General features: G+C 51.8%; 14 protein-coding genes and 1 CRISPR repeat array. Of the genes, 12 read left to right on the forward strand and 2 right to left on the reverse strand.

Going from position 1 to position 20,062, the window contains the following annotated elements:
- The first annotated feature begins 1 nt into the window (after window position 1).
- The 9 genes from BM123_RS01070 (at window position 2) to cas2 (ending at window position 10,124) form a co-directional block, all read left to right on the forward strand.
- The gene (locus BM123_RS01070) at window positions 2–2,467 is read left to right on the forward strand and encodes a TIGR03986 family type III CRISPR-associated RAMP protein (RefSeq protein ID WP_090164952.1); all 2,466 of its coding nucleotides are present in this window, start codon (window positions 2–4) and stop codon (window positions 2,465–2,467) included.
- Window positions 2,468–2,478: 11 nt separating this feature from the next.
- Window positions 2,479–3,756, forward strand: a complete 1,278-nt coding sequence (gene csx2 / locus BM123_RS01075) for a TIGR02221 family CRISPR-associated protein (protein ID WP_090164953.1) — start codon at window positions 2,479–2,481, stop codon at window positions 3,754–3,756.
- A gap of 2 nt (window positions 3,757–3,758) precedes the next feature.
- Window positions 3,759–4,136, forward strand: a complete 378-nt coding sequence (locus BM123_RS01080; RefSeq protein WP_090164954.1) for a CRISPR-associated protein — start codon at window positions 3,759–3,761, stop codon at window positions 4,134–4,136.
- Window positions 4,137–4,451: 315 nt separating this feature from the next.
- On the forward strand, window positions 4,452–4,886 hold the full coding sequence (locus tag BM123_RS01085; RefSeq protein ID WP_090164955.1) for a hypothetical protein: 435 nt from the start codon (window positions 4,452–4,454) through the stop codon (window positions 4,884–4,886).
- 138 nt (window positions 4,887–5,024) lie between these two features.
- Window positions 5,025–5,906, forward strand: a complete 882-nt coding sequence (locus tag BM123_RS01090; RefSeq protein WP_090164956.1) for a DUF3298 and DUF4163 domain-containing protein — start codon at window positions 5,025–5,027, stop codon at window positions 5,904–5,906.
- Window positions 5,907–5,946: 40 nt separating this feature from the next.
- Complete coding sequence (locus tag BM123_RS01095) at window positions 5,947–7,407, forward strand: ATP-dependent DNA helicase (protein ID WP_090164957.1); 1,461 nt, start codon at window positions 5,947–5,949, stop codon at window positions 7,405–7,407.
- A 140-nt stretch (window positions 7,408–7,547) separates the two neighbouring features.
- Window positions 7,548–8,552, forward strand: a complete 1,005-nt coding sequence (cas1, locus tag BM123_RS01100; RefSeq protein ID WP_090164958.1) for a CRISPR-associated endonuclease Cas1 — start codon at window positions 7,548–7,550, stop codon at window positions 8,550–8,552.
- A gap of 39 nt (window positions 8,553–8,591) precedes the next feature.
- A complete protein-coding gene (locus BM123_RS01105; RefSeq protein ID WP_090164959.1) occupies window positions 8,592–9,644 on the forward strand; it encodes a CRISPR-associated primase-polymerase type B in 1,053 nt (350 codons plus the stop codon).
- 12 nt (window positions 9,645–9,656) lie between these two features.
- Window positions 9,657–10,124: a CRISPR-associated endonuclease Cas2 gene (cas2, locus tag BM123_RS01110; protein ID WP_090164960.1), complete on the forward strand. Its 468-nt coding sequence runs from the start codon at window positions 9,657–9,659 to the stop codon at window positions 10,122–10,124.
- 135 nt (window positions 10,125–10,259) lie between these two features.
- Window positions 10,260–14,541: direct repeats of the CRISPR family, unit length 37 nt; unit sequence CCTCCGGAGCCTCATCCATCACAAGAAGGATTAAGAC.
- Window positions 14,542–14,930: 389 nt separating this feature from the next.
- Here the strand turns inward: cas2 and BM123_RS01115 are convergent.
- Together BM123_RS01115 and lipA are read right to left on the reverse strand one after the other, a co-directional pair.
- A complete protein-coding gene (locus tag BM123_RS01115) occupies window positions 14,931–16,331 on the reverse strand; it encodes an HTTM domain-containing protein (RefSeq protein ID WP_090164961.1) in 1,401 nt (466 codons plus the stop codon).
- Window position 16,332: 1 nt separating this feature from the next.
- Window positions 16,333–17,205, reverse strand: a complete 873-nt coding sequence (lipA, locus tag BM123_RS01120) for a lipoyl synthase (RefSeq protein ID WP_090165187.1) — start codon at window positions 17,203–17,205, stop codon at window positions 16,333–16,335.
- Window positions 17,206–17,436: 231 nt separating this feature from the next.
- On the opposite strand from lipA, the gene BM123_RS01125 reads away from it, so the two are divergent.
- The 3 genes from BM123_RS01125 (at window position 17,437) to BM123_RS01135 (ending at window position 20,052) form a co-directional block, all read left to right on the forward strand.
- Window positions 17,437–18,867, forward strand: a complete 1,431-nt coding sequence (locus tag BM123_RS01125) for an amidohydrolase (RefSeq protein ID WP_090164962.1) — start codon at window positions 17,437–17,439, stop codon at window positions 18,865–18,867.
- 156 nt (window positions 18,868–19,023) lie between these two features.
- Window positions 19,024–19,428: a hypothetical protein gene (locus BM123_RS01130; RefSeq protein WP_090164963.1), complete on the forward strand. Its 405-nt coding sequence runs from the start codon at window positions 19,024–19,026 to the stop codon at window positions 19,426–19,428.
- Between the two features lie 102 nt (window positions 19,429–19,530).
- Window positions 19,531–20,052, forward strand: a complete 522-nt coding sequence (locus BM123_RS01135) for an acyl-CoA thioesterase (RefSeq protein ID WP_090164964.1) — start codon at window positions 19,531–19,533, stop codon at window positions 20,050–20,052.
- The last annotated feature ends 10 nt before the right edge of the window (window positions 20,053–20,062 follow it).

Here is a 20,062-nt window from a genome sequence, read left to right on the forward strand (position 1 = left end):
CATGACCCTGAAAGTTCCCTACAATTTTGTTCCCCTCAATGAGAAAGTCGTCAAACCCTACTGGATCAACCACATCAGCCATGACATCCCCTTCAAAGATGGCAAGAGCGGTACGCTTACACTTACGCTGACGGCGGAAAGTCCCATTTTCGTCCGTAAGGGCGAGGCCAAAGACGAAAGCAACGAGCAAAAAACCTACGGCTTCGAACGAGATGCCAACGGCAACTACTTCCTGCCCGGTAGCTCTACCCGGGGTATGATTCGGTCACTAGTGGAAACACTCAGCTTTGGGCGGATGATTGGACGGGTGAGTGAGCGGCGGTATGCAGTTCGGGATTTGTCGAATAGTAGACTATACACGAATCATTTTAAGCCTGGAGGCAATGATCCTGTTCAATGTGGGTGGTTGAAGAAAGAGGGGTCAGAGTACTTCATTTATGGATGTGGAGAGCCCGGAAGAATTTCTCACAGATCCATAGAACAGCACACGGGGGTTCCAATGGAGCAGTATTTTACTAAAGGCACGGAAAAATACAGGGACAGCGAAAAAGAACAGAAGTCTGCCCTGTTTAAATATGACCTTTTTGAAAAAAATGGGAGGAAACAATTTTTGGATAAAGAGCACTATTTCGTCCGTGCTAAAAGTGATTTAGAAAAAGATACAGAAAAGGACAAACGAAAAGTCTATACTTTTTCTGATGATAACCAGCATAATCCTGGTAAATTGGTATTTACCGGGCAACCGGATGGACGAAACAATAATAGAACACCCCCAACAGGAAAACGGCTAGAGTTCATCTTTTTTGAAACGGGTCTAGAAAACAAAGTATTAGTAAATGAAGAAACCATGAATGACTTCCGGTTCGCTTACTTTGATCATAGGCCTACAAGAGAGCAGTCAGAGGATTATAAAAAATGGAATAAAATATTAGAGGAAGGTGGCCCAATACCGGTCTTTTACAAGTTCAAAGAAATTAGGAACGGAAGGCCTAATGGAGTCAAACACTTCGGTCTCTCCTACCTCTACAAACTGCCCTACGATAACACCGTGGAGGACAGCATCCGGCACAGCCAAAAAGAAACAGCCGAGAACTACGACCTCGCCGACGCCATCTTCGGCATGGCGGGGACCAACAAAAAGAACGGAGAATCCGACTTTCTCAAAGGGCGGGTGCAGTTTTCCCACGCGAAAGTGGTAACGTCTCCAACCGTGCTGAAAGAAGAAAAAGTCATCTTAGGGGAACCACGTGCGTCGTTCTACCCTACGTACATGGCACAAAAAGTTTCGGCGACTGGTAATGTCGGTAGCTATAAAACCTTTATGGACAAAAGCCCGATTGCGGGGCGTAAGCGTTACCCGGTGTTGAACGGGCCAACCCGTAAAACCAGAACGAAGGACGAAAAAGGAAAAGATCTCAGTGAGAAAGTGTTCACTAAGTTCCTTCCGCTGGACAAAGGCACTCAATTCAAATGTGAACTCCACTACCACAACCTTCGCAAAGTAGAACTCGGAGCACTACTTAGCGCCATCACCTTCCACGGCACCCAACAGAGCCGCCACCAGATCGGAATGGGTAAACCACTGGGCTTCGGTAAGGTAAAAATTGAGGTAGACGGGCTTTCCATCGCCGAGCAGCAGGAGCTGATGCTTTGCTACGAGGCCTACATGGATATGGCACTCGGAGGCGAGGATAACAGCTGGCGGAACAGTGCGCAGGTGAAAGAGGTGATTGCGTTGACGGTGCCGGTTATACAGGACGACATTCCCACCTTGAAACACCGATACCCTTACAACCAACTCAGTGACTTCAAAACGGTCAAAAATAACAATGAAGGCTTGCCGCGCCACTCAACTATGCGGGGTGGAAGTTTTCAGCCAGAGTTGGATTCTGTAATCGGCCAAAAGGCGGACGACATCTCCGAATTTAAAAATGAGAAAGAAGAATTTGACCAGAAGAAAATAATCAGCAGTACTGCTCTAAAATGCGATATCAAAGAAAAGCTCAAGAAGCATATCAAACATCGCATCCAGGATTTAAAAAAGCACGCTGATGATATAGTACGGGCAGCAGAACAAGAGCGCTCCGCCGGAATTGAGGACCGGCGAAAAGCAGAAAAAGAGCAAAAGGAAGCTAAGGCAATAGCAGCAAGAAACGAAGCCCAGAAAAGAAATGCTGAACGGGTGTTAATAGAAGGGCCTAACTATGCGAACCTGTCAGCTGGCCCAACAAGAAAATATTGGCAAAACCTCAATAAGTCAATTTTAGATTTCCTAGAACAGACAGCTCCTGTTTACACACCGCCAATCAATGGCCCACAATTACCAGAGCAACTTAGGGAAGAGCTAAAAGAAAAAATAGCCCTAGTGAAAGCGCGGCAGAAGCCTAAAGAATGGAAAAAGAAGTTTTCCGAAAAGGAAAGTGACGTGAAAAAATGGCTTGGAGAAAGCTTTGAAATTACACTTTAAATTAACCCCGCATGAAACCAAGAAACGTATTTATCTCCTTCCTCGGCACCAGCCCTTACGGCGGATCAAGATACATAGGCGAGAAGCCTCAGGTAGATCGCGCGACTCGTTTTGTCCAGGTAGCTACTTTGGCTAGTGTTGCTGAGCAATTTGGAAAAGATGATCAGGTGTACATCTTCACGACTAAGGAGTCATTGAAGAATTGGGACGATCAACCTATTAAGGGCGACCCCGAGTCCGTTGATGTGAAGCTAAAATCAGAAATTCTGGAACTCAATATTGGATGCAATATTGAAAATGTCATGGTTCCCGATGGGAAAACACAAAATGAAGTATGGGACATCTTCAGCATCATTTTTGAGAAATTAGAGGTCCAAGACAATCTATATTTTGATATCACCCATGGTTTTCGAAGTCTACCGCTCTTGGCACTGCCACTTATTAACTACGCTAAGTTGTTGAAAAACATTACCGTCAGTGGCATCTTTTACGGTGCCTATGATCGCAACAAATGGAAGTCTTCTGTCTGGAATTTAACCGACTTCAGCAAACTCCAAGACTGGACCAACAACGCCAATATCTTCCTCCGTACCGGAAACGCCAAAGGACTAGCAGAACAGATTGAGGGAGATGCCTACGCGGAAATCAAAGAAGGACTTGAGCGCTTCTCAGAGTTCACCCTTGTCAACCGGGGAATGGACATCTACAGCGGGCAAGAGATCATGAAGCTGAGTAAGGACCTTGAACAAGCTAAGGAGTCTGAAGACCCCGCGGAAAAAGCCGTCTTGCCGATCTTGAATAAGGTGAAAGATAGGTTTAAAGACTATCAGGAGGATACGGCAATCAATGGCTTTTACGCAGTTAGATGGTGCATTAATAACGGGTTAATACAGCAAGCGGCTACACTTCTTGAAGAATTTATCGTCACCTATTTAATGGATTTAATCGGTAACGAAAAAAAAACGAGTTCAGTTACAAGGGCAGTCATTCTTAGTTTTGCCAAACAGGGGCCGGCCAAATATAAACTCGGCACACGTGCAGGTTATCCTCTTGAAAAAGAGAAAAAGGTTTGCGATGAACTTTCCAAAATCACTGAGTTATCTAGTATTGGAGCAGTAGCAAAAGTAATTAGTGATAAGGTTCGGAATGATGTAAATCATGCTGGGTTCAGAAAAAAACCGGGGCCGAAGTCATACACGGAGATTCGATCTATCATTATCGAACAGTTTAATAACCTATGCGATGTCTTGGCAATACGTGGTCATCAAATCGAAAAACTCTCCCTCTAACCATGCTCCTAAACCTCACCAACCACCCCTCCCCCCGCTGGTCCGATAAACAGCTGGCAGCGGCCAACGACCAGTTCGGAGGCGTTCAGGACCTCCCCTTTCCCAATATCCCCAGCGGAGCGACAACGGAGGAAGTGGACGCCCTGGCCGAGGAATACCTCCAAAAGGTAACGGAGGCCGCTCCCGCCGCCGTTCTGCTACAAGGGGAATTCACCTTTGTTTACGCACTGACGGCGAGATTGCAAGCCCAGGGCGTAGCGGTCGTCGTCGGAACTTCGGAGCGAAACGTCGAAGAGCGGGACGGCAAGAAGATCGTGCAGTTTGATTTTGTGCAGTTCCGGGCGTATCCGTCGACAAGCAAACAGAAAGCATCTACCTGAATCTTAACACACTCCAGAAAAAGAAGGATTAAGACGCTTGGCGTTTGGTATGCTTCCAGTAAATGGACACCAACACATCCCCCAAAACAAGGATCGCCCCTCCCCTCACGCCATGAAGTGAGTGCCCAGGGCCCCGTCCCTCACAAGAAGGATTGATTTATTTCCCCACACGCTGCTAAACAGCGAAAAGCCACTTCCGTGCCCGGGGGGGAACCTCCGTCGTCCTTGCAGAACTACGACGCTAACCGAACCAGTTCGCACAGCGAAGCCGAAAACTGTCCAGAGTAGGCGCATTAATTCTTCAATTTCAGTAATATGAAACGATTCTTTTTTATGGCAGCCATGCTGCTCTTTTCGCTTACCGCTTTTGCGCAGAACATTACCTATTCCAAGGATTTTCAGGGAAATACTGTAGCTAAAGACCAGTATGGTAATGTCATAGCCATTGGCTCCAAAGACTGGCAAGGCAACTTCGTATGGAAAGATCCTTACGGTAAGGTAATCAAGACCGAAGCCAAAGACTGGCAGGGTAATACCGTCTCCAAGGATGTTTACGGCAACACACAAAGCACCCGTTCGCGCAACTGGCAGGGCAATACTGTACAGAAAGATCAGCACGGGAACACGGAGTACACCTACGCCAAAGACTGGCAGGGTAACGTCGTGGTTAAAGACAAGTACGGAAACATTGTCGGTAAGTACGTCAAAGACTGGCAGGGCAACATCGTCTTTAAGCGCGGCGCCTACTAACGTCCACGCTCCCGGCGGCTGAGCCGTCCTTCCATCCGGCGCTCGTCAGTTTTCTGATCAGACCGAAACTGACGACGCCTGGTGGAGGTGGTTTATATCATACCCTCCTCCCCCTAAAGCAATCAAGCTCCTTCAACCATGTTTTCTTCTTTTCCATTTGTTCCCGTTCTGGCCTTCCTGTTCTTAAACAGTTGTAGCCTTACTGATTTTTCGCGGCAGCCTGATCGGACTATAACGGATTCCCATACCGTGAGTGCCTCCACGGCCATCGGCGACGCCAGCTTCCCGGGGGGTGAGGACAGTTCCTTTACCTACACCCGGCTGTATGTCATTGACTCGCTTTATCTGCCTACTGGATATCCGGAGGACTTAAGAACGGGCTTCAACGCTACCGTAACTGCCATCCAACCAACAAGCGGCTCGGCCACTTTCCAAAAAATGGTGGCCGATTCCTTGCACCAGCTTCTGGAAATGCCCCTGGGCGGCCCGGCAAATGAAACCTCCTTCCACCGCTACCTCCAGGTGCGCAAGCAGACCTACCGGAAAGAAATGGAACCCCTGATCGGGAGCGATGACGTAGATTTTGGCGACTTCAAATTCAGAGAAGAGGTCACGATGCGAGTAGCGTTCAACCGTGCGCAAGTGTTCACCTTAAGTACCGACATCTACCAGTACCGGGGCGGTGCCTACGGTGACTTCAGCACTCACCTGAAATCCTTTTCCGAGAATCCGGCACGGGCCATAGGTTTGCGGGACCTCTTCTCCGACGGGACCGATAAAGCCCTCGGTAAGATGATTGCCGCCAGTATTGAGGGCCGCCGCTTGTACGATCCGGACGGAGACTTTCCCGTCACCAACAACTTCGGCTTAACCGCAGAGGGAATCGTGTTTGCGTATCCCAGTTACGACGTACCCGTGGTCGGCAGCGGTCAGCTTGTTGTCACCGTCCCGCTGGATACCCTGCTCCAAAGCAGCCTGCTCACCGCTGCCGGGCGTAAGTTCCTTAGAAGTTTGCGTTAACCCCCGGCCTACGTACCGTTTCCTCGTCAATCCCCACCCCATGTCTTCCCTCCAACTCACCCCTCACCAACAGCAAATCTTCACCCGCCTGCAGGCCTTCGTGGCGGGCAATGATCACCAGGTATTCCTCCTCAAAGGTTACGCCGGCACGGGCAAGACCACCCTGGTCAGTTTCCTGCTGCGACACCTCGAAGCAAGCAAAGCCGGCGTTACGCCGGTGCTGATGGCCAGCACCGGCCGGGCGGCCAAGGTGCTGAGCCGAAAAACCGGTGTGGCGGCCACCACCGTCCACAGCTACATTTACCGCTTTGAGGGAGTGGACGACGGGCAGGCCGCTGAGGACGAAGATTACGACGAAAAGACCGGTCAGCTGATGCTCACTTTCGAACTGCGCGAACCGGAACAGGACGCGAAAGACAACTACCTGTTTATCATCGATGAAGCCAGTATGCTCTCTCACCTGGAGGGCTCGGGCGAAAGCGCCACACGCTTTGGTTCGGGCAGTATGCTGGCCGACTTCTTCCACTTCGTGGGTAAGCATAAAGTGCTCTTCATCGGCGACCCCGTACAGCTGCCGCCGCCGGTAGGCAAGGAACCCTTTTCCAGCGCGCTGGATGCGGAATTTCTACGCGTCACTTACGGCCTCGGGGTAACGGAGCAGGAGCTCCGCCACGTCATCCGGCAGAAGAAAGACAACCCCGTACTCGCCCTGGCCACCGAACTACGGGGCTACGTAGACCGGGGAGAAACCAGAAAGAACTGGCAGCCGGTGCTAAAAAAGCCCGACTCGCCCTTCTTCACCCCCTACACCCAGGCGCTGATGGCCGACCGCTACCTGGCGGCCACAAAAGACGACTTTGCCGCGGCGCTCATCATCACCCATTCCAACAAGCAAACCCATTACCTCAACAACATCGTCCGGGCCAAGCGGTACCCACCCAAACAACTTCACCGTTTGCAGCGCAACGAACTGCTGCAGGTTGTCCAGAATAATCACCTGGTACCGCTGGCCAACGGCGATCAGATACTGGTGCGCGATGCGCGCCCGCTGGGTAAATCGGGAGGCTTCTTCTTTCTGACCATCAAAGCGGAAGACGTCAATACCGGAGAGGTCCACGAAGTGCCGCTGCTCTATGATTTCCTGTTTGATCAACGGGCCAACTTCAGCGGAGAGGACTTTCGTAAACTTCTCGTTGATTTCGATAAGCGGGCCAGGAAAAAGGGCCTGCGGCGCAAATCCGAAGCTTACCTCAATGCCATGCAGAACGACCAGTACCTCAATGCGCTGCGCGCTAAGTTCGGCTACGCCGTTACCTGTCATAAAGCCCAGGGTGGCGAGTGGGACACCGTCTTCCTCAACCTCAGCGAAACGATCAATATGCTGCCTCCGGAAAGCCGATACCGCTGGTTATACACCGCCGTGACGCGGGCCAGCAAGCAACTGGAGCTGAAACACATCTGGAAAGGCAGCAAGCCAGTCAGGAAAGTCAAAATGCGCTGACAATGGTAAACAAGAGGGCGCGGCCGCAGGTGCAAAGGGAAGGACAAGGGCAATGTTACCCGGCTCCTTATCCCCCCACCCTGCACCTGCGGCCGCGCATAAAAAACATCAGATCCGTATAACCAATCCTCCATAAGTGTATGCACATTATCCTGAACAGTTACGGTGCTGCTCTACAGCGGGACCACGGCAATTTCCTGATTAAAACCGCCCAGGCAGAACAGCGGCTTAACCCGGGCCAGGTGCGCAGCATCAGTGTGGGCAAAGGCGCGAAGATGACCTCTGATGCCGTTCTGCTGGCCATCGAACACCAGATTGACGTCGTTTTCGTGGATCACAGCGGGATGCCCCAGGGGCGGGTGTGGAGCGTCCGTTTCGGCTCCGTGAGCGACATCCGCCGCCAGCAGCTCGACTTTTTCTACGGAACGGAAGCCCTCGATTGGGTCAAAGCGCTGGTCTCCGAAAAGATCGACAACCAACTCGCGCTGCTGCTAACGCTGCAGATTGACAGTGAAGACCCGCTGCGGCGACGCATCAACCGGGGCATCCGGGCGATGGAAGATTACCGTAATAAAGTGAAGGCCCTTGACGAAACCCGCCTGGAGGACGCCGCCCCGACCCTGCGCGGCTGGGAAGGGGCCGCCTCCCGGAAATACTTTCAGCTCATCAGTGCCTACCTTCCGGAGGCCTACCGGTTCGAACGACGCAGCCAGCACCCGGCGGCCGACGACTTCAACGCACTGCTCAATTACGGCTACGGAATGCTGTACGGCAAAATCGAAGGCGCCCTGATCCGGGCGGGCGTTGACCCTTACCTCGGCATCTTTCACCGCGACGGCTATAACCGTCCCGCTTTGGTGTACGACGTGATTGAGCGCTACCGGATCTGGGTAGACTACGTGGTGCTCCAGCTCTGCCGCCAGGAGGCGATGACCGAAGAGTGCTTCCGCTGGGACGGCAAAGCTCGGATGCTCGATGGTCTCGGTAAACGGATCCTGATCCAGTCGGTCAACGACTACCTCGCCGAAATCATTCAGCGCAATGGCCTGCGCCGCTCCCGCCGCGAACACCTGCAACTGGAGGCGCACGCCCTGGCCCGGTTCTTTCTGGAATATTCCCCCGTAAAGCTCCCTTCGGAGCAGTAAAAACTCCCGTCGTTTACACGTTGATTAAACTCCTTTTCCATGGACCAAAACACGCCGTCCGCCACGCTGCCTCCGATCATGATCGGCCGACAACTAACCGCTCCTTCCGACCCCCTGGAGCGCATCAGCCTTACCCGCGTTTTTCAGGGGCTCACCCGCCCCAAGCCTGCCTTTCGGGATCTCGTCAGCAGGTTACGAACCGTAGCCTCCGTTGACCTGTCCCAATACCGGCAACTGAAAAAAGGCCTTCCCTACCTGGTCTGCGGCCTGTTTCATCCCGCCATCCGCCGCAAAGCCCATTTTGCGGCCATTCACTATTTTGTACTTGATCTTGATCACCTGGCCGAAGCCGGGTTAACGATTACGGAAGTACGGCGGCGCCTGGAGGGGCTGCGGGAACCGATGCTGGGTTTTGTCAGCCCCGGGGGCGATGGGTATAAAATTCTGTTCCGCCTGCAAACGCCCTGTAGCGATGCAGCCCGCTTTCACGTCTTTTACCAGCATTTTGCCCGGGCCTTTGCCCGGGAGCATGGCCTGGAAAGCGTGGTAGACTACCAAACCTGCGACGTTACCCGCGCCTGTTTTATGAGCTTTGACCCCAAAGCCTTCTTCCGCCCGGAGGCCGAAGCTGTAGAAATGGAGCACTATCTGCAGCGGCAGCCGGAGCCCGAACCGGCCGCCACCACAAAAGTCACGGCACCTCCACCGGAGCGCAAAACGCCCAGGCCGGCTGCCGGCCCGGACGAGCAAACTCTCGAGCACATCCGGGAAAAACTCAATCCCGGACGCCGCAAACCCCGGCCGAAGCAACAGATCGTGCAGCCCGAAGAAATCAGTGCCGCAGTATCCTATTTCAGCGATCACCTCGCAGAGTACGACCTCAAACTGGCCGCCAACGAAGCGATCAGTTATGGCCGCCGCCTGCGCATCGAGGCAAAAAACGGCAGTTGGTGCGAGCTGAATCTCTTTTACGGTAAGCGCGGGTTCTCCATCGTGAAAACCACCAAAACCGGCAGCCACCCCGAGCTGGCCGACCTGGTCGCCCAGGTATTGCGGGAACTCCTCTATGACCGCTTTGAGCAGCGCCATTAATCATCCCCGCGAATGGCCAAAAAGCGACGTCGCAGCCTGAGGGAACGCCTTGACCATATAGCAAAGGCTGGTATTCAGCCTCCGCCAGCCCGCCTTTCTGCGGAAGAGCAGCTGCCCGAACTAAACGAACGAATTGCTCAATTACTTGGTATTCTGCAGGATGCCCCCATTAAAGCCACCGAAATGGTTTACCTGATCATGTATGACATTACCGACAACAAAGTCCGGCGTGAAATTGCCAACTATCTCATCACCGCTGGTTGTACGCGCATTCAGAAAAGTGTTTACCTGATCAAAACCAGCAACACCCGCTTTGAAGAGATTCATATCACCCTGCGGGAAGTCAATGATCTGTACGCCAACGAAGACAGCATCATCCTCGTTCCCGTAAATAGTACCGACGTGCGCGGCATGCAGCTGATCGGGCAAAACGTGGACATAAAACTGATTACCGACCCGCCCAACACCCTGTTTTTTTAGTATTTTTGTTGCTACTATATTTTTGTCCAGGCAAGTACACCTTACAGAAAAGTCACTTTCGATGCTTTCCAGCTACCAGCATCCGCAACAAAACACTCTTAAAGAACTATTTGCCAACCGTTTACGAAAAATACACCTCCGGAGCCTCATCCATCACAAGAAGGATTAAGACGTTTTCACTGTTTTTTGCAAAAGCTCGTAGCTTTAGACCTCCGGAGCCTCATCCATCACAAGAAGGATTAAGACTTATCAAAATCTTCATAACCATTGGCGTAGTAAGCCTCCGGAGCCTCATCCATCACAAGAAGGATTAAGACACTTAGCGCACTCAGCAACTTCATCCATGGTAATCCCCCTCCGGAGCCTCATCCATCACAAGAAGGATTAAGACGTCCTTTTCATAGGACACTGTTGCGTGACTGTTGAACCTCCGGAGCCTCATCCATCACAAGAAGGATTAAGACTAGCTAATACTATTAATGTAATATTCATTTTATGTCAACCTCCGGAGCCTCATCCATCACAAGAAGGATTAAGACTCTTTGGAGCGTTTGGCGTACAGGACAATCAATTGCTTGCCTCCGGAGCCTCATCCATCACAAGAAGGATTAAGACCGGAATTGTCACCAATTTTCCGGTGCCGTTGTTCTTCCTCCGGAGCCTCATCCATCACAAGAAGGATTAAGACAAAGTTTGGCGACTTCCGAAGGTGCTTTTTTTGTGAACCTCCGGAGCCTCATCCATCACAAGAAGGATTAAGACAAACGTGGATAAGGTGTTGAAATGTGTTTTCACCGCCTCCGGAGCCTCATCCATCACAAGAAGGATTAAGACTTACCCATTTCCCGTAAGTGTCGTAAGACCACCAAGCCTCCGGAGCCTCATCCATCACAAGAAGGATTAAGACTAGACGTGCCCATGTAATAGAGTTTATTTTTTCTTCCTCCGGAGCCTCATCCATCACAAGAAGGATTAAGACAAGCCGTTAGGGGCACTATTGTGCTTTGCTAATAGTCCTCCGGAGCCTCATCCATCACAAGAAGGATTAAGACATCTGATTAAACATTCTTTAACATTTGATAAGTTAACCTCCGGAGCCTCATCCATCACAAGAAGGATTAAGACGCATACCTATCCTTCGCCGGGTGTTGTGCTCCACTTCCTCCGGAGCCTCATCCATCACAAGAAGGATTAAGACTCTCCTCCTCCGGTCCACACCTCAATATCTCCGACCTCCGGAGCCTCATCCATCACAAGAAGGATTAAGACAGGTGTTGTTAGGGTGCCACCAATAGTCTTTTCCGTCCTCCGGAGCCTCATCCATCACAAGAAGGATTAAGACCCCTAGTTTTGCGCGAACTTCCTTGGTGTTCGGCACCTCCGGAGCCTCATCCATCACAAGAAGGATTAAGACCGTTACCTTCAGTATCCGTGAAGGTTGTTGGAGCAGCCTCCGGAGCCTCATCCATCACAAGAAGGATTAAGACTTGTTTGAGTATAGCTAACAAGTTCCCAAATGTAATGGCCTCCGGAGCCTCATCCATCACAAGAAGGATTAAGACCCGCCTGATCAGGGAGGTAATCGAATAGATCGACACCTCCGGAGCCTCATCCATCACAAGAAGGATTAAGACTAGAGTTAAGGCCCAATATTAGCTCAAATCCTCTCCGCCCTCCGGAGCCTCATCCATCACAAGAAGGATTAAGACTGGTTCGCCCATTGACCTTCCCAGGTTCAATGTTGGCAACCTCCGGAGCCTCATCCATCACAAGAAGGATTAAGACCCATTGGAAATCCTCATCAATGAGGTTGAAATTAAAAAGCCTCCGGAGCCTCATCCATCACAAGAAGGATTAAGACCGTTTTCGTTTTCAATCTGCTGGCTTCGTCTCATGGCCTCCGGAGCCTCATCCATCACAAGAAGGATTAAGACCCTTTTATTCTCTTTCATTGAGGAAAGATCAACATCCCTCCGGAGCCTCATCCATCACAAGAAGGATTAAGACTAGTTCAACGACGGTCAGCGGTGCATCTGGTTCATGCCCTCCGGAGCCTCATCCATCACAAGAAGGATTAAGACACCGCATTCTTTGTGGAATTGGTTTATTATCAGTACCTCCGGAGCCTCATCCATCACAAGAAGGATTAAGACGTTAATGGGAATGTGACATTACTAGCCAACTCTCCCTCCGGAGCCTCATCCATCACAAGAAGGATTAAGACTGGTTCTTTTTTGGTCCGATGGCGTTGCCCTTCGTGGCCTCCGGAGCCTCATCCATCACAAGAAGGATTAAGACATTTTTGTTCCCAATTATGGAACGTCACCGACGTACCCTCCGGAGCCTCATCCATCACAAGAAGGATTAAGACTCGTCATATCCATTACACTGAAAAACTTCAACATCCCCTCCGGAGCCTCATCCATCACAAGAAGGATTAAGACTTGCAGAGAATAGCGTTGTTAAACTGGAAGCTGTCAGACCTCCGGAGCCTCATCCATCACAAGAAGGATTAAGACTATTCTATTTCAAACCCCAAGGACTCAATGTATTCCCTCCGGAGCCTCATCCATCACAAGAAGGATTAAGACTCGTGCGCAACTTAGGTGATTAGAGTGCTTTAAGATACCCTCCGGAGCCTCATACATCACAAGAAGGATTAAGACTTTAAGACGCTGTTAACGCCTAATGCTTTAACAAGCCCTCCGGAGCCTCATCCATCACAAGAAGGATTAAGACTTCTCATCTTCCGACCAAGAGCGCCAGTCGTACCAGCCTCCGGAGCCTCATCCATCACAAGAAGGATTAAGACGGAAGGCCAGCAGCGCACCACCGGCCACAGGCAACACCTCCGGAGCCTCATCCATCACAAGAAGGATTAAGACCTTCCAAGGTAAGCTGTGTTAGGCTGCACACATCCCCCTCCGGAGCCTCATCCATCACAAGAAGGATTAAGACCATTTGTACCCATCTTCATAATACCGAATCAGGCAGATCCTCCGGAGCCTCATCCATCACAAGAAGGATTAAGACCCCGACCAGGTGGACAACGCAGCCCGAACAGCCGCGCCTCCGGAGCCTCATCCATCACAAGAAGGATTAAGACGTTTGCCGTTTCTAAGTACGCTTTATCGGTTGTAAGCCCTCCGGAGCCTCATCCATCACAAGAAGGATTAAGACTTCACCTGAATAAAGCCGTCCAGCTCATCGAGACCAGCCTCCGGAGCCTCATCCATCACAAGAAGGATTAAGACTTGGCGGGCTGACCCGTTAATTTTTTGAAACTCAACCTCCGGAGCCTCATCCATCACAAGAAGGATTAAGACTCGGGGAGCCGACCGTTCAGCTTGAAGCAGAGCGCCTCCGGAGCCTCATCCATCACAAGAAGGATTAAGACGTGATGCGCAAAAAGATTTGGGTGAATTTGCCCATCCTCCGGAGCCTCATCCATCACAAGAAGGATTAAGACTTGACACCTTGCGCCCAAGATTCAAGGTACACCACCTCCGGAGCCTCATCCATCACAAGAAGGATTAAGACGTAGGCGCAGCCCGGGGGTTAATACATCACTAATTTCCTCCGGAGCCTCATCCATCACAAGAAGGATTAAGACCCAATATGCGCTCGTTACCTTTACGCCCTTGTTCCTCCGGAGCCTCATCCTTCACAAGAAGGATTAAGACAAAGATGGTAGGACCAGCCGAATTAATGATTCGACCCCTCCGGAGCCTCATCCATCACAAGAAGGATTAAGACAGGATGTGACCCATTTTAAGGGTAGCCTGAGCTACTTCCTCCGGAGCCTCATCCATCACAAGAAGGATTAAGACTATTACCTTCTCCGTCTTCGATGGTTAATGCACCATACCCTCCGGAGCCTCATCCATCACAAGAAGGATTAAGACCCCAGTTCGCGCCCGGTGTCCTCATTTACGATTAACCACCTCCGGAGCCTCATCCATCACAAGAAGGATTAAGACACAACCCCCAAATTTTTTCAATCCCCCGCCAAGCACCTCCGGAGCCTCATCCATCACAAGAAGGATTAAGACGCCAGCGTTTATACCTAAAGCCTTAGCTACTTTGCGCCTCCGGAGCCTCATCCATCACAAGAAGGATTAAGACTTCTTCTCCTTCCCGATCAAGGGTTTTGAAAAAGTTCCTCCGGAGCCTCATCCATCACAAGAAGGATTAAGACTAATGTTATAGGATGCTGACGATCTAATCCTGAAAGCCTCCGGAGCCTCATCCATCACAAGAAGGATTAAGACAGCAGCGAAATCGTGTAATCTTCAATCCAATCCCACCTCCGGAGCCTCATCCATCACAAGAAGGATTAAGACGTCGGCGTTCTGCTCTGTTATTACCGCCTCAATACTGCCTCCGGCGCCTCATCCATCACAAGAAGGATTAAGACATCTTTAGATAACGATAAACCATACCTTCACCGTCTCCGGAATATCATCTAATTGAGGTAGGTATCATCCGGGTGCCGGGTGCCGGAAGTTAAAATTTACACGGTGCTTTAGAATGAAACTTCAGAAAATCTTTCTTGATCCTACGCTGTTTTCTCCTCCCTTCTCCTGATCTCTGCGTTCTCCGCGCGCATAATCCCCCCCGCTGCGAAGCAGCCCAAATCCGTGCACCTCTGTGTTAACCTCCGTGAACCTCTGTGGTTAAACTAAATCGCGAAGCGATCCCTCCTCCAAACGCATACCCCCCCGCTGCGAAGCAGCCCAATTCCGCGCACCTCTGTGTTAACCTCCGTGAAACTCTGTGGTTAAAACCAAATCGCGAAGCGATCCCTCACTCCCCCTCCCGCAGAACCCAGTCCTTGCGCCCAAACCACTGCCATTCAACCTTAGTCAAATCAACCGTCTCGTCGATAAACTCTTGTCGTGAACGGCCATTCAGCCGGACCCGGAAACGGCCGTAGACCGCTACATCCTGACCGGCGGCGGCACGTGTATCCCGCAGGTGATGGGCGTACTGCAGAATCATATCCGGGTGGGTAACCATCTTTCGGTATTGCTTGGGGTTCAGATGCTCGTAGGGCAAGACGATTTCCTCCGCGCCGGTGGCGCGGTCCACCAGCAGGTAGTTCCCCCCACCCTGCTTACTGCGCAACATCATCCGCCAGCTATAGCGGTGGCCTTCTTCTGACCAGTTCACGTCGGAATCAAAAGCCCAGTGCCGGAGGGGCAGGTAGCAATGGAAAGCGATGAGAGCGACCAATGCCAAGATGAGCGGGCGGGCGTATCGGGCCTCCCGCTGCCAGAATCTTTGGGGTCTGGCTTCCGCGTGGGCGGAAGCGACTCTGCTTTTCCATCCCCGAATCCAACCCTGCAACTGTCCCGACATACTGCGGGACGCCCAACTTTTTTGGGCCAACCACTCTACCACCCTCTTGGGCCAGTCCGGTGCAAAGAACAGGCTCGTCAGCACCATCGACAGGTAAGGGAAAATACCGATGTTGAAAATGAGGTGATTCGTAGCGTGGAAGAGTAGCAGCAAGCCCAGGGCAAGCCAGCGCAGCCGCTTGTGCAGCAACAAGAACCCCGCCGACAGATCCAGTAACATACCGCCCCAGGCCATCACGTAGGCCGTGGTTTTCTCCGCCCACAAGGCCCCCAAAACGGGCATATCGGCCCGTCGCTGCAACCACATGTGTAATGGCATAGCTTCGATGAGCCAGTCGTAGTTGATCTTAGCAATGCCACCCCAGAAATAAACCAGTCCCATCAGCAATGGAAAAATGTAGACCGACCACGCCGGAGCTACGGGAGACCACTCGGAGGGTTCCCGTCGAACGTCCAACGAGAACTCCCGCCAGGCGGGCGTAAGGGCGAGTAGCCAACTCAGCCAGACAAAGAGGTAGGCATGGTTCAGGTAGTGCGCTTTCTCCAGCAAAAACAGATAGCTAAAGGCAAGCGCAAAAAGAGGTGCGGTGATCCGGAATCGCCAGCCCAGCGCCACTGCCAGCCCCAATAAAAAACCGACGATGTAGAAGATGGACAAGAAAGGTTCCGGCAGTGGGTGTACCCACTCAAAACCGTAATACCGGAAGGTAAAATCACTCATTTCACCCTTATACCAATGATAGTAGATACCGTTACCAAGAATGTCTCCGCCCCCCAGCAAGCCCATCGCTATCCGCAAGAAGACAAGTGAGTAAATGGGAGTAGCCTTGAATAACGCTTTGCGCATTCTAAATGTGCTTCTCCGCATGGTAAGAGCTCCGCACCAAGGGTCCGCTCTCCACGTAGTCAAAGCCTTTCTCTAAACCCATCGCTTTGTAGTGGGCAAAAGTATCCGGCGTGACGAATGAGTCAACGGCTAGGTGCATGGCTGTAGGCTGTAGATACTGCCCGATGGTAACCACGTCAACGCCCACTTCGATCAGATCATCGAGGATCCGCTCGACCTGCTCTTCGGTTTCACCGAGGCCAACCATGAAGCCGGTCTTGGTCCGTTTGCCGGATTCTTTGATGCGACGCAGTTCTTCCAGGCTCCGGTCGTATTTCCCCTGGGGGCGCACTTTACGGTAAAGCTCCCGTACGGTCTCCATGTTGTGGCTCACGACTTCCTGTCCGCCTTCAATCATCCGGTACAGGGCATCCCAGTTCCCGCGCACGTCGGGGATCAGGGTTTCTATCGTCACCTGCGGGGTACGTTGCTTGATTTGGTGAACAGTTTGGTACCAGATTTCGGCACCGCGATCTTTGAGTTCATCGCGGTTTACGCTGGTTAAAACGGCGTGCTTTACCTGCATGAGGTCGATGGCTTCGGCAACGCGGCGGGGCTCATCGGTGTCATACTCCGTTGGCCGGCCGGTTTTCACGGCGCAGAAACTGCACGAACGGGTGCAGGTGTTGCCCAGGATCATGAAGGTGGCCGTGCCGGCTCCCCAGCATTCGCCCATATTCGGGCAGTTACCGCTCTGACAGATGGTGTGCAGCTGATACTCGTCCACCAGTTTACGGACCTTCTTATATTCCGGACCAATGGGCAGCTTTACGCGCAGCCAGTCTGGCTTGCGTTTACGGTCACTTTTCGAGGGGGCAATGGGGAGATCGATCATACAAATAGGCACTTGCGTACAGAAGACAAAAGTACGCCAGATAAGTTGTTCGGAAGGGTCGGTTTTAGGGAAGATTTCCACCAGCAGGTGATGGGGGCGTGAACGCAGGTGCAGAGAGGGGTATGCAGGAGCAAAGATGGCCAACCGGGAAAATATGTCATCGATTGAGAATCAGGCTTTTCCGGAAAAAGCTTCCGTATACCTATCTTCGGGTCAAACAAAAAACCAACGATGAGACTTACCCTGCTCTTGCTACTCGCTCTTTGCACCAGCGTCAGCGCCCAAAAACTATCGCCAGCCAAAGCAAAAGTTGTTGCTTCGATTGACAGTCGGGAAGGGAAGCTGATTGACATGTCCGATAAAATCTGGGTCCTTGCAGAAGTCGCTTTTGAAGAAGGCGAAAGTGCCAAAATTCTGGCCGACTACGCCGAGGAACAGGGCTTCCGGGTAGAACGTGGCGTAAGCGAAATGCCCACCGCCTTCATCGCTGAATACGGTAGCGGGAAGCCCATTATCGGCATTCTGGGCGAGTTTGATGCCTTGCCGGGCATCAGCCAGAAGGCCCAACCCACCAAAGCGCCTTTGCATACCGGTGCGGCTGGCCACGGCTGTGGTCACAATCTCTTTGGAGTGGGCAGTCTGGGGGCTGCCGTAGCGATCAAAGACGCCATGGACCGGGGCGAAATTGAGGGTACCATCCGCTATTACGGTACCCCGGCAGAAGAGAAGTATTTCGGCAAGCTCTACCTGGCCCGTGATGGTAAGTTTAATGACCTGGATGTCTGTCTCGACTGGCACCCCTCCGCCAAAACAAGCGCTAATGTGCAAAGCAGTCTTGCGCTGGTTGATTTTGTCGTCGAGTTCCGCGGCCAGGCCGCGCACGCCAGCTCCGACCCCTGGAACGGCCGCTCCGCCTCCGACGCGATGGAACTCATGAGTGCCGGCATCAATGCTTACCGGGAACACGTGCGGCCCACCGTCCGCATTCACACCCATATGCAACAGGCTGGTGACGTAGTAAACGTCGTACCTGACTACGCAAAATACTGGGTCCGGGTACGCGACTCTAAGCGGGACGGTATGATTCCCGTCTGGGAACGCGTTAAAAAAATCGCCGAAGGAGCCGCCATCATGGCTAACGTAGAATACGAAATCAGCCTGGTTTCCGGGCTCCACGAGGTGCTCGTCAATCGCACCGGGGGCCGCCTGCTGCAGGACAACATGGAACTCCTCGGCGGCATCGAGTATACCCCCGCAGAGATTGAATTCGCCTACGGCATTCAAAAATCAACGGATAAAGAACAGGTTGGCCTGGACGGCAGCGTTCAACCTTTTCAGGAAACCCGGGAGAACCCCGGCGGAGGCTCAACCGATGTTGGAGACGTAAGCTGGCTCGTGCCGGAAATACGCCTGGGCGTAACCACCGCTCCGGTCGGGACACCCTGGCACAGCTGGGCCGTAGTCGCCTGCGGCGGGATGAGTATCGGACATAAGGGGATGAAATATGCGGCTAAGGCTCTGGCCCTTACGGCCTATGATCTCTATCAGCAACCGGAAACGGTAAAGGCCATCCGTGAGGAGTTTGAAACCCGACGGGGAGACGCCAAATACGAGGCTATTCTGCCCGCTGCAGGACCCCCGATTCCGGGTAAGAAGAAGTAAGTTTCACTCAGATTTCTTGTCGGAGACCGCTGGGTATATTAAAATATTTATCACAATGATAACATTCACATTGTAAGGTTAATTAGCAAGGCATTGTTATGAGGACTATATTCGCGGCGATTTTACGACCCTATCATCTCCAAATAAAATAGTCCCATGAAGCAAGATATACTCATTCCCGAAGTCCAGGACGTCCTCGTCGCTGTTGTTCCTCGCGATGGTAAATACGAAGAAGAAATCTGGGATATTTATGTCATCAACCTTCGCAAAGATCCCATGGACAATGTGCTGATCACCAGCCAGGGCTACGGCATGATTGATGGTTCTGACAAAAGCACCACCGTTCTGCGGCACTTTCACCAGCGCCTTGATGCCAGCGTTGCGGTAAAGGTCGAACCCATCCAGAAAGAGCTCTTCGCTATTCAGAATGAATACTGGATCAGTTTCAACGACAAGGAAGTAATGCTCGACAAAAAATTCATCTTTAAGGCCAACACCATTACGCCAGACAAGATGGAAATGATTCCTGTTTTGGGTAAGGTGGGGGTCATGATTAAGTAGATCCCTCAGTACGGGTAGCTGATCAGAGTTACAGATAAGGGTGGTTGAACCTCCCTAGCCAGCAAAAAGCTACCTTTGCGATCGCCAAATCAAAGCGCCCCTATGGAACGCCCCTTGCCAAAGAAAATTGAAGAAAGCCGGACCATTATGTCCGAGCTTGTAATGCCCAATGACACTAACCCACAGAACAATCTGATGGGCGGTAATATGTTACGCTGGATGGACATTGCCTGTGCGATATGTGCGGGCAAGCACTGTGCCAAGCCCGTCGTAACGGCTTCGGTGGACAATGTGGCCTTCGGCTCTCCCATTCGTAACGGGGAGGTAGTTACCCTGGAAGCGACCGTAACCCGGGCTTTCAACACCAGCCTGGAAATTTACGTGCAGGCCACCGCAGCGACCATGCAGGGACTGAATCCCCGTCGGACGCACCATGCCTATTTCACTTTTGTAGCGCTCGATAAAGACAATGGCTCCCCCACTCTGGTACCTGAGGTCGTTCCGCTCTCAGAAATTGAAGAGCAACGGTACGAAGCTGCTATGCGGCGGCGTGAGGTCCGTTTATTATTAGCGGGACGTTTAAAGCCCGAGGAAGCCACCCACTTGCGAAAGGTTTTTGGGTAGATCTTTGATG

Source organism: Neolewinella agarilytica (assembly GCF_900110645.1).
GTDB lineage: Bacteria > Bacteroidota > Bacteroidia > Chitinophagales > Saprospiraceae > Neolewinella > Neolewinella agarilytica.